Annotated in this window: 6 protein-coding genes and 1 pseudogene; 5 read left to right on the forward strand and 2 right to left on the reverse strand. The window is 37.1% G+C overall.

The window, feature by feature from the left end; translation table 11 throughout:
- A partial coding sequence (locus AAHB12_RS30865; RefSeq protein WP_342048898.1) for a cold-shock protein occupies positions 1–191 on the forward strand: 191 nt, incomplete at its 5' end.
- A 333-nt stretch (positions 192–524) separates the two neighbouring features.
- Entirely contained in the window at positions 525–803 is a 279-nt protein-coding gene (locus AAHB12_RS30870) for an HU family DNA-binding protein (RefSeq protein ID WP_342048899.1), read from the forward strand.
- 1,624 nt (positions 804–2,427) lie between these two features.
- Here the strand turns inward: AAHB12_RS30870 and AAHB12_RS30875 are convergent.
- Together AAHB12_RS30875 and AAHB12_RS30880 are read right to left on the reverse strand one after the other, a co-directional pair.
- Entirely contained in the window at positions 2,428–2,841 is a 414-nt protein-coding gene (locus AAHB12_RS30875) for a collagen-like protein (protein ID WP_342048900.1), read from the reverse strand.
- Between the two features lie 399 nt (positions 2,842–3,240).
- Positions 3,241–3,300 (reverse strand): annotated as a pseudogene (locus AAHB12_RS30880) (YjcZ family sporulation protein); the annotation flags it as partial.
- Between the two features lie 433 nt (positions 3,301–3,733).
- On the opposite strand from AAHB12_RS30880, the gene AAHB12_RS30885 reads away from it, so the two are divergent.
- The 3 genes from AAHB12_RS30885 to AAHB12_RS30895 all read left to right on the forward strand — a co-directional run bounded on the left by AAHB12_RS30885 (position 3,734) and on the right by AAHB12_RS30895 (position 5,498).
- Entirely contained in the window at positions 3,734–4,159 is a 426-nt protein-coding gene (locus AAHB12_RS30885; protein WP_446715643.1) for a cell wall hydrolase, read from the forward strand.
- 342 nt (positions 4,160–4,501) lie between these two features.
- Positions 4,502–5,077 carry a MerR family transcriptional regulator gene (locus AAHB12_RS30890; protein ID WP_342048902.1) on the forward strand — a complete coding sequence of 192 codons (576 nt, stop codon included), beginning with the start codon at positions 4,502–4,504 and terminating at the stop codon, positions 5,075–5,077.
- Positions 5,078–5,288: 211 nt separating this feature from the next.
- Positions 5,289–5,498 carry a DUF3967 domain-containing protein gene (locus AAHB12_RS30895; protein WP_342048903.1) on the forward strand — a complete coding sequence of 70 codons (210 nt, stop codon included), beginning with the start codon at positions 5,289–5,291 and terminating at the stop codon, positions 5,496–5,498.
- Positions 5,499–6,112: the final 614 nt, after the last annotated feature.

Genomic DNA, 6,112 nt, shown 5'->3' on the forward strand with positions numbered 1-6,112 from the left:
GTAAAGTAAAATGGTTTAACAGCGAAAAAGGTTTTGGATTTATCGAGCGTGAAGGTGGAGAAGATGTATTCGTTCACTTCTCAGCTATTCAAGGTGAAGGGTACAAGTCATTAGACGAAGGTCAAGAAGTTACATTTGATGTTGAGCAAGGCAATCGTGGACCTCAAGCTACTAATGTAAGAAGAAAATAATTGGAATGAAAGGGAAGGGTATTACCTTCTCTTTTTATTTTGGAACACTGATTATGTAAAGGAACTAACGAGATCCGAATCATATCCCGTTTTTGTTTAAAGATTTAAACATAATCAGGACCCCTAATAGAAGCCGGTAAATTTGAGGGTGAGAAGCTGTTAGCTACTGGCTAAACAAAAACTAAAATCAACTTCCTCTTTCGAATCTTATGTTAACCGGACTCAAAAAGAGCATAAAGAAAGATAAAAGAAGAAGTTTAAGAGGTTTAAATTGAAAAACATAGAAAAAGTATGGTAAGTAATGTATCTATACATACCTTTGGAGGACTTAATATGAACAAGACAGATCTTATTAACAATGTAGCTGAGCAAGCTGAACTAACAAAAAAAGACGCAACTAAAGCAGTAGATGCAGTATTGGATACAATTTTCAGCGCATTAAAAACCGGAGATACTGTTCAGTTAATTGGATTTGGCAACTTTGAAGTACGTGATCGAGCAGCACGCACGGGACGTAACCCTCAAACAGGTGAGGAAATTGAGATTGCAGCAAGCAAAATGCCAGCATTTAAACCAGGAAAAGCGCTTAAGGAAGCAGTTAATCCAGATTAATAGTTTGACCAAAAGAAGAGCCCTCTATTTTCATCAAGGAAGGCTCTTTTTTTATATCACTCGATCCAAAGCAAAAAAACTCTGACCCGCGGAAGCTTTTTATTTACAAAAAATATACAGCAAAAAAATAACAAACTGTCATGTATTTCGCCGATATTCAAAAGGTATTGTAAAAACCTTATTAAATCTGTATTTGTAACAGTTTAATATAGATAACAGGATAGGAAATCAACAACCCATTCAGATAGTTATTCCTTAGCCTATCCTTTCGCTTATCCTGATTCCCTGTAAAAATTACAGGGCGCAATTATACAGTTACTTCGTATCTATCATTTGCGAAGTTGCACAGCAACTTGTTCTCGATTCGTTTTTCCTGCAGGGGCTGTCCTCCTATTCTCTTTCCCTATGTATCTTTGTTTTTTCTTTTCTCCATATCACTTTAATCATTACTTTTATTCCCTCTTGTATCTGTTTTCTATCTTTTCTCACCATACATGTTGTTCTTAACATCCATATAACCCCACATCCCAGCATCATTATCTATTCATATTTCTGATTCATTTCATTCAGTTTCCCCTCTCATTTTGTATCTTTGTATATTCTCTTTTCATTTGATCTTATCTCTTATTCTTCTATTCTTCTTTTTCTCTTTACATTTACCCTCTATCTAGCCCGAACACCCCATTTGTATGTTCTCCACACCTCATGCCGACGAAGTTGGTATGAGGTGTGGAGACGAGAACTTGAATACAAATGGGGTGTTCGGGCGGTGGTATAACGCGATTTCAAGTGTGAACTATATCTGTATAATCATTGAAATACCAATAATTTACAGTTTTGATGTATAGGCATAGTGTACACATTCATATCAATTCATATTGCACTGGAAACAAGGTGTACAAAAGAAATTCATTTTAAGACATCTGAAATCCCTATAAAAGGATTCTAGACGAATAACAGTAGTTTTCTATGTTTGTAGAAAGACGAACGCTTAAAAACAAATCTGAGGCTTCTGAACAGTGTCTTTAATGTTTGAAAAGGTTTTTCCCTTTGCTTTTGGGCAGAGGATGGCTCGCCGTGTGGGGGCGAAACCCCACGTAAGCGTGTAGGCCTAAGGAGAGAGAGCAACACAAGGGACGGATGATCTGGCGGTTCGGCTCGTATAATCGCTCGTGCAAGCCGATCCCCCGCATCTTGCTTTTGGTCAGTCGGCTTGGCGAAAGAGCCAAAACGAGCCGAAAAAAATTCCGCAAGGACAACAAAGAAAAAGAAATGGCGATAGCCATTAGGCGACGATTGAGAAGCCGGCTTTTTCTTTGTTGAGGGTGGAGATTTTTTGAGTGGGGTTCTCAAAAAATACTACCCGTTCCTTGCAGAATTTTTAGCCTATAACTATAGGCGGATAAAACCAAAAAAACATAAAATTAGGTATTGCTAAATAGAAGACGAATTGCTATTTATATGAGAGTGAGAAGGAAGGTAGTTATAAAGAGGCTAAAAACGTTGTTATACCAAGGTTTTTACGATTTTCCATAGTTGTCATTTTTGACAACCTTTGTTGTCAAAAATGACAACTATGGATTTGATGCCCTTATTCAAACATCGCCCTCGAAAATGATAGTTTTTAAAAACACGTAAACGAAGCAATTCTCCTTGTATCAATACCAAACATCACCCAAAACCTTCCAGTCCATCTGAAACCAGCAACAGATCTTGGACCTACGAAAATGGGATAAAACCAAAACCCTTCACCATTGTTGAGCCATATAAAAGTATTACGAAACAGGCAGAACCTCATTGCTCCTGGATCAACAGCAAATGGTGAAGCAACTGCTTGTTGAGGAATAAATGATGGAGGAGGAGCAGTTGGAGGTTGTGCTTCTGGTAGACCTGGTACACCTGATGGTCCCCCAAACCCAGGCCCTGGTAAACCCGGTAACCCTGATGGTCCCGGAAACGGGGGCGCTGGTGAACTTGGAAATTGACGCTCCAATTGCTGATCATAATTTATATAGGGGTATACTGTCTGATCATACATTTAAAAGATCACCACCTTATCTTAAATAAATTCCTAAAGTATTTATTAGTATGTTGTACTGTTCTTTTGTGAAGCTCATTTGTAGTCTAAATTACTGCCCATTTAGTTGAACAAGAAGTAATGCATATTCCATACACGTCGAGTTAACATAAGTCGGCATTATCGGAATTCAATGTATCTAGAATGCTAAAAACCCCCTTTAGTGATCTGGAGGGGGTTCATGTTTACATAATTCCTGTTATTAGCAGTAATATTTCGCTAAAACACAACGGTATTTTTTGAAGAAAACTATAACAAGAAGACCCCACAAAGATATTATGTGGGGTCTTCTTGTTATAGTTTTTAGTAGCAGCCGTAACCGCCATGGCCATAGCCGTCATAACCGCCACAGCAGATTACTGCACCAACAATAATAAGTAAGATAAAGAGAACAATAATTAGCACGAATTCATTACCATGTCTATGTTTATGTCTATGTTCATGTCCACAAACAGTTTCAAAATTACTCATACATATTTCCCTCCTTGATATTGAGGAAGAAGGTTTAACTATGGCTTTTCATCTACGGTATCTCATTGTATTCTTCTTATTTGTGTTTGGGTACATATCACGGATAAATGATGAAATAGTCTACTTTTATAAAAAAGTTTACATTCACATATAACTCTACACGCTTATGTGGTGGGATTTCCCCAAAAGCAAGGGAAATGCCAAAACCTTAATACATGCAAAAAAACAGCCACCGAAAAGGGCCGGTTGACAGAAAATTCGAATTCGGCAGTTAGTGGATAGTAATTTAGGCTATGAATAAGCTTCATATAAAGATTGAAGGTAATTAGTCTAATTAAAAAATAATATTATAAAATGTAAAACTACAATGGGGGGTGAAGTTATGGTTGTTAAGGCTACGAGTGCAGATATCGATCTTTTGGCAAGATTGCTTCGAGCTGAAGCCGAAGGTGAAGGGATAAAAGGGCTGTTACTCGTTGGGAACGTAGGAGTTAACCGAATAAGAGCTAATTGTTCCGATTTTAAAGGACTTCGTACTATTCCTCAAATGATTTATCAAGAGCATGCATTCGAAGCTGTTCAGCATGGTTATTTCTATCAAAGGGCAAGAGAAAGTGAAAGAAGCTTAGCACGTCGAGTGATTAATGGTGAAAGATCTTGGCCTGCAAGATTTAGTTTATGGTATTTTAGACCTCCAGGTGATTGTCCTCCACAGTGGTACGATCAGCCTATTGTTGGACGTTTCAAACGTCACTGTTTTTATGAACCAAAGGCTGAAACTTGTGAAAGTGTTTATAACACGTTTTAAAACAATATATCGGAAAATATCTCAATTAGTTGGTACAAAAACAGATGAGATATCCTATAATATCATTATATGATAATGCCTCGTATATAAAAGTCCCTTCTTTTAGATGGGGCTTTTTCTTTATGTATATTCTATACACGTTAAGTTTAACATAATCCCACATTATTGGTAGTGAGATTCCCTTGGTATTTACTCCATTCCAAACTATTAATATGACAAGTTCATCTAAAAGTCTTAAAAAATTTGTATAAAGGAAATAGCCATCCCCTTAAGGAATTGCTATAACGCAAGGAGAACAGTAGAATAACGCTAGAAAGACAGGCTATAGAAGGAGGAATCCCCATGGAGTTTGGCTATTTTGCTGCCGAAGTCTGTAAAGACCTCAATTTAAACAGCAATACCCTTCGAAAATGGAGTTTAGCGTTAGAAGATGCCCAATATAAATTTGAAAGGAATCCCCGCAACCAACGTATTTATTACGAAAAAGATATAGCGTTCTTAAGACGAATGCAGGACTTAATGAAGGATGGAAGCAGAACGCTAGAAGATGCTGTACAAACCCTTATAACTGAACAGGATAACGCTGAAATAACGCACAGCGTTCTTGTTACCGAGAACAGTAAAGTAACGGTAAAAGAACGTTACCAAGAAGACCTTTTTTCCCTGTTCCAAGAAACAAATAAACAACTGGCATGTACCTTACAACAACAAGAAATCATTGCAGAACAAAATAAACAAATCCTTGGGTTACTGCTAGAGGAACGGCAAAGAACGGAAAAAGAACGGCAAAATAACGCTGAAATACAAAAAGAAAATGAGGAATTGAAAGAGAGACTAAACAGAGTATTAGATTACATCGAAAAACAGGAAGAAAATAGTTCCAAAAAGTCATTTTTACAAAGAGTCTTAAAATTATAGGAATCCCATGAATTAATTTCAATGACTGTACATAAAATTATAAATTAAAAAAACAAAAACACCCCTCTAGGGGTAGTGACAGGGTAGCTGTCATAGACCGCAAAGTGGCTTACTACAAAAGTACCAATGTGAAAAATTTCTGGTTAAATCCGCAGATTGCAGTTACCAAAAACCACTATTTTTGTAACTACTCTGTCCATTTATCGGTTGAATGATTGCCATTGGATTCTATAATTACCAAAAGATATGTCCAAAAGTATTACCAAATATCTTTACCACAACTTTAACGTACTCTTGGCTACTTTACTTTGCGGTCTACAGCACGAACCCTGTGACTAGGCCAATAAGAGATACACAAGAAACAAAAAAAATGATAGCAGCTACACAACAAAAAAAGTGGTGGAACTTTTGGAGCCGATAAAAAGAAAAAACCGCGCTTATGATAAGCACGGTTTTTTGGTGATTCCAGACGTGGTGTACGACTGGATCTATATAATTTAGAAAGGGATAGTAACACATGGATAGTGTACCACCCTATGGATAATTTCACTACGATTTGGATACACACTATTTTATGCAAAATTAGAGTGGGGGGGCGGCTACAACCCTTGCCATTTCTACATTGTTTAAAAACATGCATGACGTGAAATTTCATGGACTGGATAGAAAGTAAGAAGAATGGGGATCCCCCAAGGGTTTGGCAGGGAATCCCTAGCGATTCCCACTTCCGATAATGTGGGATTATGTAAACTAAAAATGTATAGAGTATTTATATCCAAATAACATAATTTTATATTACTTTGGTCAGCGCTTTATGGCGTAGGAAAATAATGTGTAGCAAAATAAAATTTTTCAAAATATTTTTATTATTACATATTTACAAGGAAAAGACGGAGCATTTTATCTTCTTCCGGGGAGGACAGGAACATGGAGAGAACCTGCATGCATGAAAATTTAAAACGAGAATGCATCGAGGAAGTGGGCATTGAAGTCGAAGTCGGTGAACTGCGTTTTGTCCGGGACTACATTGAGAAA

The sequence above is a fragment of the Bacillus sp. OTU530 genome, from assembly GCF_038440375.1.

What these genes read in the sequence shown, in the direction of transcription:
- AAHB12_RS30870 (WP_342048899.1), top strand. Translation starts at nt 525, where the DNA reads ATGAACAAGACAGATCTTATTAACAATGTAGCTGAGCAAGCTGAACTA.
- AAHB12_RS30875 (WP_342048900.1), bottom strand. Translation starts at nt 2,841, where the DNA reads ATGTATGATCAGACAGTATACCCCTATATAAATTATGATCAGCAATTG.
- AAHB12_RS30895 (WP_342048903.1), top strand. Translation starts at nt 5,289, where the DNA reads ATGATTGCCATTGGATTCTATAATTACCAAAAGATATGTCCAAAAGTA.
- AAHB12_RS30885 (WP_446715643.1), top strand. Translation starts at nt 3,734, where the DNA reads ATGGTTGTTAAGGCTACGAGTGCAGATATCGATCTTTTGGCAAGATTG.
- AAHB12_RS30890 (WP_342048902.1), top strand. Translation starts at nt 4,502, where the DNA reads ATGGAGTTTGGCTATTTTGCTGCCGAAGTCTGTAAAGACCTCAATTTA.